The following is a 16,140-nucleotide window of genomic DNA, read 5'->3' as shown; positions in this document are numbered from 1 at the left end:
GAGCGAAACACGCTTTTCCGTAAAGTGCCTCGGTAAACTTCAGCCTTCAGGAGTTTCACATGGCATCTTCCCCTCTTCCCCCCCCTCGGCCCATCAGCCTCGCCGATATCGCCGCCCAGGCCGAACGCGCCGTGGCGATGATGGAGCAAATCCGCTCGGCCATGCTTGCGCCGACGGCACGCAAGGAGGCTCCCGGCTTCAGCCTCTCCCAGCTGGCGGCCCTGCTCGAGATGGAGAAGGGCTCCATCTCGCACCGGCTCGGCAAGGGAGACCTTCCAAGCGGCCGGCTCAATCCTTCCGGCAGCCGCCGTGAGTTCACATTGGCCGAAGCGCGGCAATGGGTGCGCGAATACCGCAAGGATCGGCTGCGCCCTGAGGGTGGCGAGGCCATCACCATTTCCATCGGCAACTTCAAGGGCGGCGTCTCCAAGACCACCACCGCCGTGACCCTGGCTCAGGGTCTGTCGTTGCTTGGCCATCGGGTGCTGGTCATCGACACCGATCCGCAGGGCTCGCTCACCACGCTGTTCGGCATCCTTCCTGACACGGAGGTGGAAGAGCAGGACACCATCCTCCCTCTGGCCATGGGGACGGAGACGTCGATTCGCTACGCGATCCGCTCAACCTACTGGGATGGCATCGACCTGGTGGCCGCGGCACCCGTGCTGTTCGGCGCAGAGTTCGCGCTGCCGGCCCGGCAGACCCAGGAACCCGGCTTCGAGTTCTGGCGGGTGCTGGACCTTGGCATCGACGACGTGCGCAGCGAGTACGACGTCATCATCATCGACACCCCCCCTGCCCTGTCGTACACGACGATCAATGCCTTCATGGCATCCAACGGCATCATCATGCCGCTGCCGCCCAACGCGCTGGACTTTGCCTCTGCCTCGCAGTTCTGGAGCCTCTTCTCGGACCTCACCGGTGAGTTGCTTACCAAGCGCGGGTTGGACAAGCACTTCGACTTCATCCATGTGCTGCTCGCTCGGGTGGATTCGGCCGACGCCGCCAGCACGGTCATCCGGCAGTGGATCGGCCAGACCTATGCCGAAAAGGTGCTTCCCGTGGAAATCCCCAAGACAGCCGTCACCGGCGTGGCCAGTGCCGAATTCGGCACCGTGTACGACGTGTCGCGCTACGACGGCAGCGCCCGGACGTTCAAGCGCGCCCGTGATGCCTACGACAGCTTCGTGGGCCAGATTGAAGGTTCCATTCGCGCCGTGTGGAACGGGCAGGTGGGGGCGTTGAACGGTTCAACACCCGTGCAGGCATCGACTAAGGAGACCCGCCGATGAGTAAAAAACTCGCAGCCAAGGCCAGCCTGATCCAGTTGCCGCCCGTGCGGCCGGTGCCTGTCGCGGAGTCCAGCCCGTCACCCGTCACGTCGGCGCCCGCCGAAACCGCGACAGCACCGGCGGTGGCTTCGGCGGTTGCACCAGCATTGCCGGAAGCGCGCCCGAAGACGGCGCCAGGATCGATGGCGGTGTTCATGGCCTCGCAGTCAGCAGCCGTGAAAGAGGCGGAAGAACTGCGACTCAAACTGCGCGCCTTCGACGGTGCGGTGCCGATGAAGGCGCTGGATCCCCGCCGGATCCGCGCCTCTCGCTGGGCCAACCGCCATGCCGACGCGCTGGCCGACAAGGCCTATGAGGAGTTGCGTGCGGACATCGCGGCGAGTGGTACCAACGTCCAACCCATCTGCGTGCGTGGCCTCGCGGCGGGCACCGATGCCAATGCCGACTACGAACTCGTCTTCGGCCACCGCCGGCACCGCGCTTGCCTGGAACTCGGGTTGCCCGTCCAGGCGATCATTGCCGACATCGACGACAAGGGCCTGTTCGAGGCCATGGAGCGCGAGAACCGGGCCCGGAAGAACCTGAGCGCCTGGGAGCAGGGAATGATGTACCGACGGGCGCTGGACAGCGGCCTGTATGCGTCGCAACGCAAGCTGGCGGAGTCGGTGGGCGTGGACCTGTCGCTGATCTCGAAAAGCCTTGCGCTCGCCCGTCTGCCAGATTCGGTGATCGAGGCTTTTCCGTCTCCGCTGGACGTGCAGTTCCGCTGGGCCCAGCCGCTCAGTGAGGTGCTGCAGCGCGATCCCGAAGGTTTGGTGGCCCGCGCAAAGGAGCTTCGGGCGGCAAAGGCGGTGCTGAGCGCGAAGCAGGTTCTGGAGGTGCTGCTGGGGCAGTCGCAGAAGCCGTTGAACCGTTCAACACCCGTGCCCGAGCGCCGCATCGGCAGGGCAGGGCAGGGCGCGGTACTGACGGGTGAGGCAGATGGCCGTGTCACCTTGCGCTTCGATGCCGGCGTTCTGACCGAGGCGCGCCAGGCGGCCCTTCTTGCCTGGCTACAGGGGCATCTGGACTCTGAGTGAGTCCCTTGGGGGTGTTGAACCGTTCAACGCCCATGAACTCGTGCCAATGCGGCCTGCTCATAGCAGGCCGCATTTCTTTGGTCTGAAATGAGGCGCCGGAAGGTTGGGGCGTCCCGGGCGACAGTGACGACTGTTCGGTGTGCCGAGTTCTTGTTGCGGAGCCACTTGTCTGGCGCGCTATTCCGGGGTTGCTGACGTCGAGTCAGCGCGCTTCAGGCCGAGTAGGGGAGGGTGCTGATCTCTCGATGGCGGCTGCCAATCATTGGCCATTCCGGCGCAGCTCGACGAAATGCAAGTTCGATCGATGCGTCGGCTGGATTGGCGGTGACTGAGTGAGAGGCTGGCCGGCTGCCGAGCCAGCCCTTTTGCCAGCCAGCCTCCGTGTGTGGCCGTGACGGTTGGCGGGTGCCGCAGCTTCCGCGTCAGTGTGGCGGGCCCTGAGACCGTGTGACCGGCCAGCGTGGGGCTTGGTAGACGACGACGCGGCGCGGCGTGTTGCCACGACGCGGGCGCACGCGACGACTTGGAGCGCAAAGGGCAGCAAGGGCGATGGCCCTTGAGGGCGGGGAAGGTGCAGAGCGTGCGCCGCACTTCTGCCGGCGTAGTCAATCGCGGTCGCCCGTGAACGCATCTGCCAGCCACCGCCGGGAAGGTTGGTAGCACAAGGGCCGCGCGATGGTTCGGCGCTCCAACAGACTGGGAAGAGTTCCGTCCGGGAGGACGCGCCCCGTGCTCAGAGGTATGAAGCGGTAGAAGCCGGTCGGCGGTGTCTCACCCAATCAGAAGCAGCGCCGAACGCGCCGCCTCTTGTGAACGGGATCCGTTGACGCCCGACGGGCGCAGGACGCACAACGGGAAGCCAATGGTCACTGCGTCTTAATCTGCTTGCGCTTCGTCCTTCGGGGATAGGGGAAACAGCGCTTTTGCCGCATCCGTCAGGCCAGCGTCCAATGAATGTCGCTACGTATCAACTCGGCGAGCAAAACGCAGGGCCGCTCCCATGTTGTTGGCTGCCATCCGCTACTTCGTCAGAGGCGGTGGCGATCCAAGACATCGTCCGCCGGTCGAGGCGGATGCTGGCAAGGACATCGCCGGACGCAGCCGCCTAGCGCCCGGTGCCTCCGCTGAGTGGCAACGCCCAGCCTCTGGTGCGTGCCGCCAAGCCCATCGTGGTCAGCGGTGCCGTGGGCCACCCATAGGCATTCGCCGCGTGCCCAGACAGCTGCTGATTTCAAAACTGCTTTTGCTGACAAGCACTTATGGCACCTACTCGAAGTGTGCGCAGGAAAATACGAGGAAGCTGCACAAATAATGATGTATTGATAATAAACTATGCGCAAAGACCATGGCATGCCTGTTCATACCGTTCATCCCACCCATTCCGAGGCGCCGACGGCTGCAATGCCGGGGCGTGTGCGTGGACTTGGCAAGGCAGTAGACGATGCTGGCTCGGACGATTCGGCGCACGTGGTGAACGCGGGCAACCAGTCCCGCGACTCGGCGCCTGCTCGACTTGCGGGGGAGGGCGGGGGAGAGGGGCGCCTGGAGAGCCATGGGTCCGCAGTGCCCAGACCTGCGGCAACATCGGTAGCTGCCCTGCCGCGCCGCAGGGACACGCGCCGTTCCCGTGCGCTGCACCGTGGCCACTTCGCCTTCATGCGCGCGGTCATCCAGGGCATCGACGAGCGCCAGGCCTGGAAGCGGTACATGCAGGGCGAGGACGACCGGCTCGACGACCGGCTCATCCGGCGCGCCATCCTGGTCTACCGCGACGAGCTGGCCGCGGCCGCTCGCCGGCATGCGCGGCCCGGCACGGCCCGGCTGGTGCGCATGGACGCCCGCGCCGCTTCGGACGAGGCCGCGACGGCCGCGCTGACGCTCGAGGACTTCGCCGCTGAACGGGGGCTCGAGGACTTCTCCATCGAGGACCAGGTCGCCGCTTATGAGGAAGCCTTCGGCGCAGGAGGGCAGGGCGCCGCGCGGCAGTCCAAGCGCCGCCGGCTGATCGAGCGGCAGCTGGAAGCACTGGCCTGGCTGGAAGGGCTGACGTCGCGCTCACCGCGGCCTGCGGATCCGGTGGGCGACTGGCTGGGGCCTCTGCTGGCGGAACGGATTGCGGCCGCGGGCTTCACGAGCCTGCAGGACCTGGCGGTCCACATCAACCTGGTCGGGGCGCGCTGGTGGCGGGCGGTGCCGGCCGTGGGGCCGACCAAGGCCGCGCGTGTCGTCGAATGGCTGCGCGTGCACCAGGCGGACACGGGGCTGGTGCTCGGCGCCCATGTGTTCTCCCCGATGTCCCGGGTGCCGCGGCCCTTGCTGGAGGCGCTGGTGCCGCCTGCCCTGGCACTGCGGCCGCTCGACAAGCTCGTGATCCCGCCGTCCCTGCGGGGCACGGAGGGGCGGTTCCGTGCCCCGGCGGCGCAGTGCCGGATCGCCGCGGCCGACGATCTGGCCGCCATCGATGCCTGGCTGGCAGCCTGCGGCCGCCGCAGGGGCGATGGCGCCTCCGCGGAGACGCGCCGTGCCTACCGGAAGGAGGCCGAACGCCTCGTGCTCTGGGCCGTGCTGGAGCGGGGGAGGGCGCTGTCCTCGGTCGATGCCGGGGACTGTGCGGCCTTCGTGGACTTCCTGCGCACCCCGCCGGCCGAATGGTGCGGGCCGCGTCACCAGGAGCGCTGGTCTCCCCTTTGGCGGCCCCTGGAGGGTCCGCTGAGCCCCGCCTCGCTGCAACGCTGCGTCGCGGCGCTGCGCAGCCTGTTCCGCTTCCTGCATCGAGTGGGGTATCTGTCTGCCGATCCCTCGCCCGGGCTCGCATCGGCGGCAGCGGCGCAGGCTATGAGCCTCACCGAAGAGGAAAGCCAGGCGACGGAAACGTCTGCGGGCCATCGCAGCGCGCCCGATCCGGCGGTGATGGCTCCACCCAGTGCGACGCCCGGGGCCACGGCGCCGACAGAAGCCCGCGAAGGCGCCTGGGCGACAGAGCCGGCGGAGCCACAAGTCGCGGCCAACAACGCTGTGAGCAGCAGCGACGATGCGAGCGGTGTCCCCGATCTAGCTGCACTGGCCCGCCACCTGTCCGGGCGCAGGCCCGCAAGTCGCGGCCTGCACCGTGCCCAGCGGGCCACGGAATGGCTTCAGGCCACCGGCTTGCGGCCTGGAGAACTGGCACTGGCCCGTTGCGGCGACCTTCGGCGCCGCGCGTCGGTCGTACCCGAAGCGCAGGCCGGCGGCGGCAGCACGCAGTGGCAACTCAACACGAGGGCGCGGCAAGCCGAACGCCTGGCGGCGCGGCCGGTACCCGCCCCTCTGGTGTCCGCCCTGTCGATGCTGCTGCAAAGCTGCGGCTTGCCCGCCGACCCCTGCGATCCCGCCAACGCCCACCTGCCGCTGCTGTTCGACCCGACCGACACGCGGGCCGCCGGCTTGAGCCGCGGTGGCGTCTACAAGGCGGTCAAGCGGCTGCTGGCATGTTGTGCTCACGGGCTTCCGGCGCAGGACCGGCGGGCGTTGCTCGCACTGTCGCCGGACCGGCTTCGGCAGACGCGGCGGCTGCCTGGGGCAGCCGGGTGGCAAGATCCAGCAACGGCGGTGTGAGCCTCTGGGGCGACGGGCCGGAAAAGACAACGGGCCACGGGGCCCGATGCCAGTCAGTGTCCTTTGCGCTTCAAGCTTGCCGTTTCCTGAATTCTTCGAAGACGCAGAGCGCTTTTGCCGAAGCTTCGTCGGGCTCGGCCCGAACGGTGTTGGGGCAACGGGCCGCGATCAGGATGGGCATGTGGCGCCGTTCACGAAGCAAGCGGGGAGGGCACCGCTGTTCTCCCCGCAGGATCGAGGCATCACTTCGCGTTGCCGCGCTTCTTGCCGCTGTCGTGCGCTCCATGGATGCCCTGCGCATGTGCCAGGTGCTTCTGTACGACCGGAATGGTCTTGGCGGCATAGGCACGCAGGTCGCTGTCGCCGGTTTCGCGCTGCACGCGCTGCAGCTTCTCCAGCGTCTGCTTGTGGTCGTTGATGCCCACCATGCGCATGTACTGCTTGTCGAAGGTGTCGCCGCTGAGCGGCTTGAGGCCCGCGGCGATCAGCTTGTGCTTGGCATCGGGCTCCGACGGCAGTTCCACGTTCTTCGTCGTCGCCAGGGTCTGCAGCTCGGTGAGCGCCTTCCGGTGGTCTTCCACCATCTGGGCGCCGAACTGCCTGACCTGATCGCTGGCTGCCTTTTCCTGCGCCATGCGGCCGGTCTCGATCTCGGCCAGGTTGGCCTGGGCCAGGTCGCGCATCATGCGCTGGTCGGCCGTGGCGACACCCGGCGACTGCTGGGCCGTGGCGGTTTGTGCCGGCGGCTGCGGCGCGGCGGGAGCGGTGGGCGCCGTCTGGGCCGTTTGCGCGGCACAGGGCTGCAGCAGGGCAGCGCCCATGGCGAGCGCGGCGGCCCAGCGCAGGTGGGAGTGGCGGAGCGGATTCTGGATGTTCATGGGTGGTCCTTGTTGGCAGAGGCCGGCACCTGCAAGTGCACCGGCTTCACCCAGACTAGGACCGCCTCTGGCGGCCACCGTCGGACGATTCACCCCGTGCCGTCGGACGCCGCGTTGGCCGGGCGTCGCGGCCTATGGCCTCCCCGCAGCCCAGCCCGGTGCTGGGCAGGGGCAGCGCCGTTCCCCTCACTGCGGCACCGCCGGCAAGGCATAGGCGCGCACCGAATCCCCGGGCTTGGTGCCGGTGGAGCCGTGCCCACCGGCCACGACCAGGACATACTGGCGGCCGTCCTCGCCGGTGTACGTCATGGGCGTCGCCTGGCCGCCCGCGGGCAGGCGGTCCTGCCAGAGCTGGCGGCCGGTGCGCACGTCGTAGGCGCGCACATAGTTGTCGAGCGCGCCGGAATAGAAGGCCACGCCGCCGGCCGTCATCATCGGCCCGCCGATGCCGGGCACGCCCATCTTGAAGGGCAGCGGCAGCGGCGACAGGTCGCGCACGGTGCCGTTGCGGTGCTTCCACACCACCTGGCCGCTGCGCAGATCCACGCCGGCCACGTAGCCCCAGGGCGGCGCCTGGCAGGGCAGGCCGACGGGCGACATGAACGGCTTCATCGAGGCCGCGAACGGGGCGCCGAAGTTCTCGTTCAAGGCCGGCAGCGAGCCCTTGGGCGGGCCGCCCTCCTGCACCATCAGCGTGGTTTCGTCATGGCGGCGCACCAGCTTCGACACGAAGGCGAGGTAGGTCGGCGTGGTGAAGGCCCAGCCGTGTTGCGGATCGACCGCGATGCCGCCCCAGTTGAAGACGCCGAAGTTGCCCGGATAGATGATCGAGCCCTGCTCCGACGGCGGGGTGAAGCGCCCCTCGTAGCGCAGCCGGTGGAAGGCGATGCGACAGGCGAGCTGGTCGAACATCGTCGCGCCCCACATGCTGCGCTCGGTAAGCGGCGCCGGCTCGAAGGACAGGGCCGACCGGGGCTGCGTCGGCGCCGTGTGGTCGCCTTCGGCCGCGCCCTGCGGCGCCGGCACCTCGGTCACGGGCAGCAGTGGCTGGCCCGTGCGGCGGTCCAGCACGAAGAGCTCGCCCTGCTTGGTCGGCTGCACCAGGGCCGGCACGCGCTGGCCACCCATGTCCAGGTCGACGAGCGTGGGCTGGGCGGGCACGTCGTAGTCCCACAGGTCATGGTGCACGGTCTGGAAATGCCAGCGCACGCGGCCGGTGGCCAGGTCGAGTGCGACCACCGACGACGAATAGCGCTCCACCGCCTCGCTGCGCCGGCCGCCCCACTGGTCCGGGGGCTGGTTGCCCATGGGGATGTAGACCAGGCCCAGCGTCTCGTCCACCGACGAGATGGACCAGCTGTTGGGCGAGTTGGGCGTGTAGGTGCGGCCGGGCGGCAACGGCGCAGTGTCTTCGGGGTTGCCCGAATCCCAGTTCCACACGAGGTCGCCGGTGCGGATGTCGAAGGCACGGATCACGCCCGACTGTTCCTTGGTGGACGCGTTGTCCAGCACCGTGCCGCCCACGATGACGAGCCGCGCGGTCACCACCACGGGCGAGGTCGAGTAGTAGGCGCCAGGGCGCACGTTGGGCATGTGCCGCCACAGGTCGATCTGTCCGCTGCCACGGCCGAAGTCGGCGCAGACGGCGCCGTTGTCCGGATTGAGGGCAATGACGCGCCCATCGGCCGTGGGCATGAACAGCTTGGCCGGACAACTGGGCGCCGTCGGTCCTTGCCGGGCGGCGACGGGCAAGGGGAGGGCGGACGCGTTCGCGTTGTCCTGCGTCGAGCCCGCGTCCGTGGGGGCGGTCGTCGGCGCCGGGTTGGCGGCCGTGCCGGCGCCGGGCCGCGCGGGCTCGGGTGCTGCCGCGGCCACCGCTGGCTGGGGTTGGGCAGTGGCCGCATTGCCGCTTGCTGCCGGCACCGCGGCGGCCTGGTACGACAGGCCGCGGCAGGTCAGGTGCTGCAGCGCGAGGTCGCCGGCGATCTGCGGATCGAAACGCCACACCTGCTTGCCGGTGGTGGCGTCGAGCGCGATCACGGATTGGTGCGGTGTGCACAGGAACAGGCGGTTGCCGATCTTCAGCGGTGTGACCTCGAAGGTCGTCTCCTCGGGGTCGCCGGGCTTGCCGCGGACGTCGCCTGTCTGGTATTCCCAGGCGAGCTTCAGGCCGTCCACGTTGGTGGCGGCGATCTGCGACAGCGGCGAGTAGCGCTGGCCTTCGCCGGTGCGGCCGTAGGCATGCCACTCGCCGGGCGGAATGGTCGGCGCGGGGGCGTCGGTGGCGGCCGGTGTGGCGGCCGCACGGGCCTGCAGGTTGCCGTCGATGGCCTGCGGGTTGCGGAACCAGGACGCGACCGCCAGCACGGCCGAGGCCGCGAGAACGAAGCCGAGCGCCCCGCGTGCCGGGGCCATGCCCGGTGTGCGCGTCCGCGTCAGCGACGGGCGGGTGCCGACCCGCGGCTGCTCGAGCGCCCGCCGCATCCACGGCAGCACGAGCCACAGGCCGAGCACGAACAGCACGTCCAGCCGCGCGGCGAGCGGCCACCAGTCCACGCCCACCTCCCACACGGCCCAGGCCGCCGAGACCAGGAGCAGCAGGGCGTAAAGCCACAGCGCTGCCACCGAACGCCGCCGCAGCAGCGCGCCGGTGGCTGCCATGGCCAGCCCCGCCAGGAGGTAGTAGACGCTGCCGCCCAGCGAGAGCAGCCAGCCGCCCGCGGCGGCCAGAGCCAGTCCCAGCAGGATGAAGAGGACACCGGTGACGCGTGCCATGTCGACCTTTCGGAAACGCCGCGACAGCGCGGCCGCAAGGCACGCGTCGACGGCGGAGGAAACAAAGGCCGACGAGGTTGCCGCCGACAGCGGGACACCGCTGTCAGCGCGTCGCGGGCATGCCTGTCGTCATGCGGGGGGAACGGCGGCGACGTCCGAGGCCACGCCGGCCAATGCGGCCAATGTCACGGCCAACCTCGGCGCGATGGCGGATGTGGCGCACACGGCCGTCGGTGCGCCGCGCGGGTTGTGGGGCGCGTTCTTCGGCACGGGTTCGCTGCTTCTGCAGGTGCTGATGCCCTATGCGCGGTATGCCAGTGTGCTGAAGTGGCTGACGCTCTCCCTGTTCTCCTATGCGGCGGTGGCCATGGTGGCCGGGGTCGACTGGCCCGCGGCGCTGCGCGGGCTGGTGGTGCCGACATTGGCGCTCTGGGCAGACGGCGTGCGGCTGCTGGTGGCCATCCTCGGCACCACCATCAGCCCGTCGCTGTTCTTCTGGCAGGCCGCGCAGGAGGTGGAGGAACTTGGCGGCCGTCGCAGTGGCCAGCTGCCGACGCAGGCGCCGCGGCAGGCCGGGTCGGCCCTGGCCCGGCTCCACGCCGACACATGGATCGGCATGGCCTTCGCCAATGCCATCGCGCTGTCGGTGGTGCTGGCGGCGGCTGCCACGCTGCATGCCAGCGGACAGACACAGATCACGAGCACCACCGAGGCGGCGCAGGCCCTCAAGCCGGTCGCGGGACAGGGTGCCTTCGCGCTGCTCGCCCTGGGCATCGTGGGCACCGGGCTCCTCGCGCTGCCGGTGCAGGCCGGCTCCACGGCTTATGCCTGCGCCGACCTGCTCGGCCTGCGGCGCGGTCTGGCCCATCGGTTGCGCGAGGCGCCCGGCTTCTACGCCCTGCTCGCCGCCGCCATGGGCAGCGGCATGGCACTCAACGCGCTGGGCATCGAGACGCTGGATGCACTGGTGTGGGCCGCCATCATCAATGCTGTGCTGGCCGTGCCGATCATGGCCGGCGTCATGCGTGCAGCTTCGGCGCCGGTGGTGATGGGCCGCTTCGTGCTGCCGCGACGCTGGCAGTGGACGGGCTGGCTGGCGACCGTGGCGGTGGGAATGGCCTGCCTGGCGTGGGCGGGCGTGTCGCTGTGGGCCTGACCGGCGCGGCGGCGTCAGATCACCGGGGCCGGCGCCGGGCCTGGTGACTCGTAGCGCTTCATCTCCACCGGCTCCACGCCCAGCCACCGCGCGAGCAGGTCGGGCGAGGTGCCCCGCCGCAGCTGCCGCACGGCGAAGGTATGGCGCAGGCGGTAGGAGCCGCCGGCGCCCGGCCGCTGGCCGATGCCCGCGGCGTCGAGCACCTTGCGGGCACACTGGTACTGCGAGTCCGCGAGCCAGGGCTTGCCGGTGCGGGTGGAGGGAAAGAGGAAGTCGCCTGCGATGCGCGCCGCCGAGCGGACCTCCAGCCAATGGTGCAGTAGCTCTGCCGCCCAGGGGGCGATGGGCGTCTCGCGCGCCCGCACCGTGCCGTTGGCCGGCACTCGCAGCAGCCAGGGCCGCGCCTGCGGGCCGACGCCGTTGCGGACCGGCGAGGCCAGGGTCAGGGCGCGCACGTCGCCGGGCGCCAGTCCGGCACCGAGCTGCAACGCGACGGACGTGCGGTTGCGCAAGTCCTGCCAGGGCAGGGCATCGAGCGCCGCGGTCGCGCGGCCCGGCCGTGGCCGGGCTTCGGACAGGTAGGCGACCAGCTGGCGGGCCTCCGCCGGCGACAGCACTTCGGGCGGCGGATCTTCACGGCCGGCCTCGGCATAGCGCACCGTGGGATTGGCGCGGATCCAGTCGCCGGGCGCGCGGTTGGGGCGGCTGGCGGTTCGGCTCGCATGGTGGCCGAGCACGCGCTCGATCAGCCGGCTCAGGCGCAGCGCGTAGCGCGGTGACAGCGATTGGTCCGAGGACTTGCGGCCATAGCGGGCGGCCTGGAAGGCCTGCAGGTCCTGCAGGTGGAGGTTCCGGATCGTGACCGGGGGCGACTGGGACAGGCACCACGTGGCAAAACTGTCCCACATGGCCTGGTATACCTCGTGCGCGCCGGGCCGGCGCAGGACGCCGGCGTTCTGCTGGTCGGCGAGCCAGGCATCGAAGGCCTGCCGGAACGAGGTCCAGTGACGGCTGGAAGGCGCAGTGACGGGCGAGGGTACGGGCTGGTCGGGCATCAGCAGAAAATAAGTTAACGGCCGAAGGAAGCTCATCGTACGTGCTAAGCAGTTTGTAGTGGATGGTTGAGTTTGCCGTTAACTTATTTTTAAACGACTCCAGTTACTTGTCGCTTGCTCAACCGGCAGTCGAATGCGTTCGCCACTGACGCCGGCTATGCCGATGCATCGCCATGGTGACGCAGCTACCGTATCGCGACCATGGCCGAGCCCGACCCTTTCCACCACCCACCGGACGGCATCCTTCGCCCGCACACCCTGCCGCGCGGCGGACTGTCGCGCCATGCCAATCCGCTGTCCCTGCTCATCCTCAGCACCGTCGTGACGCTCGGCCTCTCCGGCGTGCTGGGCCACGCAGGCATGCAGCGCGACACCTACCGTGCCGACGGCCCCCCGCATTCCCTCGACGTCGAGATGCCCACCACCATCCGCACGGGCGACTTCTACGAGACGCGCCTGCGGGTCCGTGCCGGCAGCGACATCGCCACGCTGCGGATCGGCGTGCCCGCCGCGCTGTGGCGAGAGGTGACCATCAACGCCATGGTTCCGCAGCCCGAATCCGAGAGCAGCGACGGCGAGCGGTTCCAGCTCGACTTCGGCCCGCTGGCCGCCGGCAAGGAACGGCTGGTCAAGATCTCGGCCCAGGTCAACCCGCGCCTGCACGGCACCTTATCGGGCGAGCTGGAAGTCATGGACGGCGACCGGGTGCTGCTGCGCGCCCCGCGCCAGATGCGGGTGCTGCCCTGATGGAAGTCGTCGTCCGCGCCACCGTCATGTTCGCCGTCGTGTACCTGCTGGTGCGGGTGCTCGGCAAGCGCGAGCTGGGGCAGATGACGCCCTTCGAGTTCATCGTCATGGTCGTCGTCGGCGACCTGATCCAGCAGGGCATCACGCAGAACGACTTCAGCCTGACCGGCGCCACGCTGGCCATCTGCACCTTCGCCTTCTGGGGCCTGGTGCTGAGCTGGGCTTCCTACCTGTCGCCCAAGGCGGCCCGGCTGCTGGAGGGCGAGCCCCGCGTCATCATCCAGCATGGCCGGCTGCTGGCGCACAGCCTGCGGCGCGACAGGCTCACCCGGTCCGAGATCGAATCCGAGATGCGGCTCGCCGGCATCGCCAGCATGCGCGACGTGGACTGGGCGGTGCTCGAGCCCAACGGCAAGATCAGCTTCATCAAGCGCGACGACGGCCGGGGCGACCCGGCCAGGCAGCAGGACGACCAGGCGGCCGGCTGAACGCACGGCGGCGCCTCGATGTGCGCCGAGCAGACGCCGCGCAGACGCCGAGCCGCGACAGCGGCCCGCGGCAGGCGCCCTCAGCCCGCTCGCTTCAACCGCTCGCGCGCCTTCTGCAGCCGCGGGTACACGATGGGCACCGTCAGCATGGTGCTGAACACCGCCATCAGCAGCAGCGCCGTGAAGGTCTCGTGGGTGATGATCTTCTTGTCCAGCAGGATGTTGGCAAAGATGATCTCGATCAGGCCCTTGGTCTGCAGCAGCCAGCCGATGGTGGTGGCCTCGCCCGGCGGCCAGCCCAGCACGCGGCCGGCCATGCGGGCGGCCAGCAGCTTGCCAGTGACCGAGGCCGCCAGCAACATCGCCGCTCCCAGAAAGACCGCCGCGCCGCCGATGTCCCATTGCGTGCGCAGGCCGGTGGACAGGAAGAACACCGGCATCATCACCAGCAGCACGTGGTGGCGCAGCTGGTCGACCTGGGCCTGGCCGAACCAACGGGCTTCCAGCACCGCGCCGGCCAGGAAGGCGCCGACCATGTAGTGCAGGCCGGCCCAGTCCGCCCCCAGCGCCACCAGGATCAGCCACACGATGCCCACGTACCAGCGGTCGGCCACCGGCAGCCGCGCCAGCAGCCGGCGCACGCCCCAGGTGGCCAGCGCGAAGAGCGCCAGGAAGCCCACCTGCCGGCCCACTCGCGCCCAGTCCATCAGGATCACCGCCAGCACGGCCCAGATCGCCACGTCGTCCAGGCTGGCATAGCGCAGGACGCGCTGGCCCAGCGGCTGGCGCAGGATGTCCATCTTCTCCATCAGCAGGATGATGATCGGCAGTGCCGTCACCGCGCAGCCCATGCCCACGCCGGCCACGAACTGCCAGGGCTGCGCCGCCGGTCCCAGCCAGCCGCCCATGGTCATCAGCACGAAGGCCACCGCGCAGCCCAGGATCAGCGGCATGCCCAGTGACAGCGCCGCGGTGATCGAGGTTTCCCGCCGGTGGCGCCAGGTCATGCCCAGGTCCAGCTCCAGCCCGGCGATGAAGACGAACAGGCTCACCGCCCACCACGCCAGCCCGTTGAGCGACTGCACCACGGGCGCGGTGAACACGAAGGCGTGGTACTCGGGGAAGAAGCGGCCCAGCACGCCCGGGCCCAGCACCACCCCCATGATGATCTGCACCACCACCAGCGGTGCCACATAGTCCGTGCGGCCCAGCCGCCACACCAGGTAGGGCACGGTGAAGATGATCGCCATGGCGATCAGGAAGATCTCGGTGGTGGTCATGGCGCGGCCGGTCCAAAAAATGGCGGCGAATGATAGCCAGGGCCCCCTGCCTGACCTGGCCGCATCGGCACGGGCGCGCGCGCCCGGTCAGGCGAAGCCCGCCGCCATCCCGTGCGAGGCCGCCACCCGGCGCTCGGCGCTTGGGCCATGGCCCGTCCAGCGCTGCACGGCCCGGCGCAGGCTGCGCGGGCTGCCGTAGCCGGTCTGCTCGGCCACGTCGTGCATGGCCGCATGGGTGCCACGCACCAGTGCCAGGGTGCGCAGCCGGCGCTCCTCGGCCAGCAGGCTGCGGTAGCTCAGGCCCTGGTCGGCCAGTTTGCGCCGCAGCGTGCGCTCGGTCATGTTGAGGGCCTGGGCGATCTGGGCCAGCGTCGGCACCGCGGCGCCGTGCCGGCGGATCACCTGTGCCACGGCCGCGCCGTGGTCCAGCAGGGGCTCGCGCGGGCTGATCTGCGCAAGCAGTTCCCGCATGCGCTGCGCCACACAGCGGTCGGCCGTGGCGATGGGCAGCGGCGCCGGCGCCAGGCTCAGGCAGTGGCTGCCGGCCTCGAAGTCCACGCGGCAGTCGAGGGCGCGCTCCATCCATCGCACGTCCGCCGGCCGGGGCAGGGCCAGCCACACGCCGCGCACCCGGAAGCCTGGGCCCGCCACCTGCCGCGCCAGACCCAGCAGCGCCGACACCGTGTAGCCGACCAGGAAAGGCTGAATGTCCGGGTCGCTCAGCGACGGCTGCACCTCCACGTCGACATGGCCGCCCGTGCGCACTTCCTGCAGCGCGAGCGGGAAGCCGCCGACGCGGTGGAACGCCGTCAGCAGGCGGAACATATCGCCCGTGTCGGCACTGGCCATCATGCCCAGGCCGAGCTTGCCGAGGGAGACGACGTTCAGACGCGCCCCCAGGCGGACGCCGTCCTCCAGCGCCAGCCGGCCGCCCGCGCCGGCACGGCGCAGCACGTCCACGCACTGCCGATAGGAAATGTTGAAGCCGGGCGTGAGCAGGTCCTCCGGCCCGAATCCCGATCCGCGCAGGAGGCCGGCCACGCCATGCCCCTCGCTGCCTACCTGGGCGGTGAGCAGCCGGAGCAGCACCGGAACGAGGTCCGCCCGGTGCTCGTCCCGGCAGGCCAGATCACGCTTCGAACTTGCCATGTCTTGTTCCCTCTTTGAATGCCCTGGTGCGATTGGACGGCCAAAGCTTCTTGCTCGCACAAGACTGTAAGCATCTGAAACAATTGTTCACGTTTATGTCCTTTTCGAGGACGCCGGACGGTCAGTCCAGTCCCTCGGCTTCGGCGACCCCGCGCTTAACGTTCCGTCCACAGTGCCACCCCGGCGCTCCGCGACGCCGGACGGCCCTGCCGCCAGCGTCCATCCACCGACGAACGTGCCCGCACGGGGCGAGAGGAGTTCATGAAGGCAGCGACGCATCGCCTCGCGGATCTGGCAAACCCCGGCCTGGCGGCACTGGGAGGGCTGGGTGCCGTGTGCAGCCTGGCCGTGTCGGGCGCCAGCATTGCCGGTGGCGTGTGCGCCGCGGCGCTGCTGGTGGCGGGCGTCGTGGGCGAGCGCGCCGAGCGCCGCCGCCGCCTGCGCGCCCAGGCGCAGCTGGAACAACTGCTGGCCGGCTTCGAGTCCTTCGGCGGCGACCTGGCGCCGGTGTGGTCCGGCCAGATCGAGTCCTCGCGCGGCCAGATGGAGGCCGCCATCGCCTCCCTGTCCGGGCGCTTCGCCAACATCGTCAGCCACCTGGGCCGCACGCTGGACCAGTCCGCCGGCGCCGGCGCCGCCTCCCAGGA

At 69.9% G+C, this 16,140-nt stretch carries 11 protein-coding genes and 1 pseudogene; 7 read left to right on the top strand and 5 right to left on the bottom strand.

From position 1 onward, the window contains the following. Positions 1-59 precede the first annotated feature (59 nt). The 3 genes from NS331_RS20695 to NS331_RS20685 all read left to right on the top strand — a co-directional run bounded on the left by NS331_RS20695 (position 60) and on the right by NS331_RS20685 (position 5,965). The gene (locus NS331_RS20695; RefSeq protein ID WP_058643841.1) at positions 60-1,292 is read left to right on the top strand and encodes an AAA family ATPase; all 1,233 of its coding nucleotides are present in this window, start codon (positions 60-62) and stop codon (positions 1,290-1,292) included. Continuing rightward, on the top strand, positions 1,289-2,371 hold the full coding sequence (locus NS331_RS20690; protein ID WP_082702655.1) for a ParB/RepB/Spo0J family partition protein: 1,083 nt from the start codon (positions 1,289-1,291) through the stop codon (positions 2,369-2,371). Before NS331_RS20695 ends, NS331_RS20690 begins: the two co-directional genes overlap by 4 nt. A gap of 1,656 nt (positions 2,372-4,027) precedes the next feature. Next, the gene (locus NS331_RS20685) at positions 4,028-5,965 is read left to right on the top strand and encodes a phage integrase family protein (protein ID WP_058643839.1); all 1,938 of its coding nucleotides are present in this window, start codon (positions 4,028-4,030) and stop codon (positions 5,963-5,965) included. Between the two features lie 242 nt (positions 5,966-6,207). Here the strand turns inward: NS331_RS20685 and NS331_RS20680 are convergent, their stop codons facing one another. Next, positions 6,208-6,843 (bottom strand): DUF4142 domain-containing protein, encoded by a 636-nt coding sequence (locus NS331_RS20680; RefSeq protein ID WP_058643838.1) that lies wholly within the window; start codon positions 6,841-6,843, stop codon positions 6,208-6,210. 186 nt (positions 6,844-7,029) lie between these two features. Continuing rightward, a complete protein-coding gene (locus tag NS331_RS20675; protein WP_058643837.1) occupies positions 7,030-9,618 on the bottom strand; it encodes a membrane-bound PQQ-dependent dehydrogenase, glucose/quinate/shikimate family in 2,589 nt (862 codons plus the stop codon). Here NS331_RS20675 and NS331_RS20670 point away from each other — a divergent pair. Further along, positions 9,590-10,774 carry a divalent metal cation transporter gene (locus NS331_RS20670; protein WP_082702659.1) on the top strand — a complete coding sequence of 395 codons (1,185 nt, stop codon included), beginning with the start codon at positions 9,590-9,592 and terminating at the stop codon, positions 10,772-10,774. The genes NS331_RS20675 and NS331_RS20670 overlap by 29 nt on opposite strands. A gap of 14 nt (positions 10,775-10,788) precedes the next feature. Here NS331_RS20670 and NS331_RS20665 read toward each other — a convergent pair whose 3' ends face one another. After that, complete coding sequence (locus NS331_RS20665) at positions 10,789-11,829, bottom strand: tyrosine-type recombinase/integrase (RefSeq protein ID WP_058643835.1); 1,041 nt, start codon at positions 11,827-11,829, stop codon at positions 10,789-10,791. Positions 11,830-12,030: 201 nt separating this feature from the next. Here NS331_RS20665 and NS331_RS20660 point away from each other — a divergent pair, with 201 nt between their 5' ends. Continuing rightward, positions 12,031-12,576: a hypothetical protein gene (locus NS331_RS20660; RefSeq protein ID WP_058643834.1), complete on the top strand. Its 546-nt coding sequence runs from the start codon at positions 12,031-12,033 to the stop codon at positions 12,574-12,576. After that, positions 12,576-13,064 (top strand): DUF421 domain-containing protein, encoded by a 489-nt coding sequence (locus tag NS331_RS20655; RefSeq protein ID WP_058643833.1) that lies wholly within the window; start codon positions 12,576-12,578, stop codon positions 13,062-13,064. Before NS331_RS20660 ends, NS331_RS20655 begins: the two co-directional genes overlap by 1 nt. Before the next feature lie 80 nt (positions 13,065-13,144). On the opposite strand, the gene NS331_RS20650 is transcribed toward NS331_RS20655, so the two are convergent. Continuing rightward, positions 13,145-14,344, bottom strand: coding sequence for a cation:proton antiporter (locus tag NS331_RS20650; RefSeq protein WP_058643832.1), 1,200 nt, complete (start codon positions 14,342-14,344; stop codon positions 13,145-13,147). Positions 14,345-14,431: 87 nt separating this feature from the next. After that, positions 14,432-15,493: an AraC family transcriptional regulator gene (locus NS331_RS20645; RefSeq protein WP_058643831.1), complete on the bottom strand. Its 1,062-nt coding sequence runs from the start codon at positions 15,491-15,493 to the stop codon at positions 14,432-14,434. 261 nt (positions 15,494-15,754) lie between these two features. On the opposite strand from NS331_RS20645, the pseudogene NS331_RS26790 reads away from it, so the two are divergent. Continuing rightward, positions 15,755-16,140 (top strand): annotated as a pseudogene (locus NS331_RS26790) (methyl-accepting chemotaxis protein); the annotation flags it as partial.

It is taken from the genome of Pseudacidovorax intermedius (assembly GCF_001476815.1).
GTDB classification, from domain to species: Bacteria; Pseudomonadota; Gammaproteobacteria; order Burkholderiales; family Burkholderiaceae_C; genus Xenophilus; species Xenophilus intermedius_A.
Note: the sequence above shows the minus strand (reverse complement) of the source record. Positions and strands in the feature narration are given on the sequence as shown.

What these genes read in the sequence shown, in the direction of transcription:
- NS331_RS20665 (WP_058643835.1), bottom strand. Translation starts at nt 11,829, where the DNA reads ATGCCCGACCAGCCCGTACCCTCGCCCGTCACTGCGCCTTCCAGCCGT.
- NS331_RS20685 (WP_058643839.1), top strand. Translation starts at nt 4,028, where the DNA reads ATGCGCGCGGTCATCCAGGGCATCGACGAGCGCCAGGCCTGGAAGCGG.
- NS331_RS20660 (WP_058643834.1), top strand. Translation starts at nt 12,031, where the DNA reads ATGGCCGAGCCCGACCCTTTCCACCACCCACCGGACGGCATCCTTCGC.
- NS331_RS20650 (WP_058643832.1), bottom strand. Translation starts at nt 14,344, where the DNA reads ATGACCACCACCGAGATCTTCCTGATCGCCATGGCGATCATCTTCACC.
- NS331_RS20670 (WP_082702659.1), top strand. Translation starts at nt 9,590, where the DNA reads ATGAAGAGGACACCGGTGACGCGTGCCATGTCGACCTTTCGGAAACGC.
- NS331_RS20675 (WP_058643837.1), bottom strand. Translation starts at nt 9,618, where the DNA reads ATGGCACGCGTCACCGGTGTCCTCTTCATCCTGCTGGGACTGGCTCTG.
- NS331_RS20690 (WP_082702655.1), top strand. Translation starts at nt 1,289, where the DNA reads ATGAGTAAAAAACTCGCAGCCAAGGCCAGCCTGATCCAGTTGCCGCCC.
- NS331_RS20655 (WP_058643833.1), top strand. Translation starts at nt 12,576, where the DNA reads ATGGAAGTCGTCGTCCGCGCCACCGTCATGTTCGCCGTCGTGTACCTG.
- NS331_RS20680 (WP_058643838.1), bottom strand. Translation starts at nt 6,843, where the DNA reads ATGAACATCCAGAATCCGCTCCGCCACTCCCACCTGCGCTGGGCCGCC.
- NS331_RS20695 (WP_058643841.1), top strand. Translation starts at nt 60, where the DNA reads ATGGCATCTTCCCCTCTTCCCCCCCCTCGGCCCATCAGCCTCGCCGAT.
- NS331_RS20645 (WP_058643831.1), bottom strand. Translation starts at nt 15,493, where the DNA reads ATGGCAAGTTCGAAGCGTGATCTGGCCTGCCGGGACGAGCACCGGGCG.